The organism is Cecembia lonarensis LW9 (assembly GCF_000298295.1).
Taxonomy (GTDB): Bacteria; Bacteroidota; Bacteroidia; order Cytophagales; family Cyclobacteriaceae; genus Cecembia; species Cecembia lonarensis.
On sequence record NZ_AMGM01000354.1, the window covers coordinates 1 to 509 of the forward strand.

General features: G+C 44.0%; 1 protein-coding gene. It reads right to left on the reverse strand.

The features are described 5' to 3' along the window. Positions 1-181: 181 nt before the first annotated feature. Positions 182-509, reverse strand: a 328-nt coding sequence (locus tag B879_RS21650) for a hypothetical protein (protein ID WP_202949691.1), incomplete at its 5' end; no start/stop codon positions are given.

The following is a 509-nucleotide window of genomic DNA, read 5'->3' on the forward strand; positions in this document are numbered from 1 at the left end:
GCCTTCGATAAGAAAGCCTAAGCTCTAAAGGCTGATAAAAAAAGGCGCTACCTACCCGGTAGCGCCTTTTTTTGTTGCTTACTATTCGTTTGTGACTACTTCTGTTACTAGCTTACACTGGTGTTTCGCTGGTTCGAGCTTGCAGCCTTATCCTGTCCCATAAAAGTTGTGGGAAGCCAGTTTATATCCTTGGCAGATTTTTTTCAAAGATACACCATCCTTTCCAGATAGTTTTCTCCCCTGGCCGGGGTTGTTTTTTAGAAGGAACAAAGCCAGCTAAAGCAGCAATAGCTATGAGGGCCTGTTTAAGGGTAATCTGCTTTACTCCTTTTTGTACAGAGATGACCTCCACCTGTAAAGGTTCCAGTACCTGTAGGGCATCAACATCAGGATTCTGGTCAGCTAAGTGTTTTAGGCAAAATAGCTGCCAGGCAACTATAGCATGTAGTTGTATAGCATTAGAAAGCCTGGTAAAGCAGTCAAACTGCAGGCGTTCGATTTGCATACCC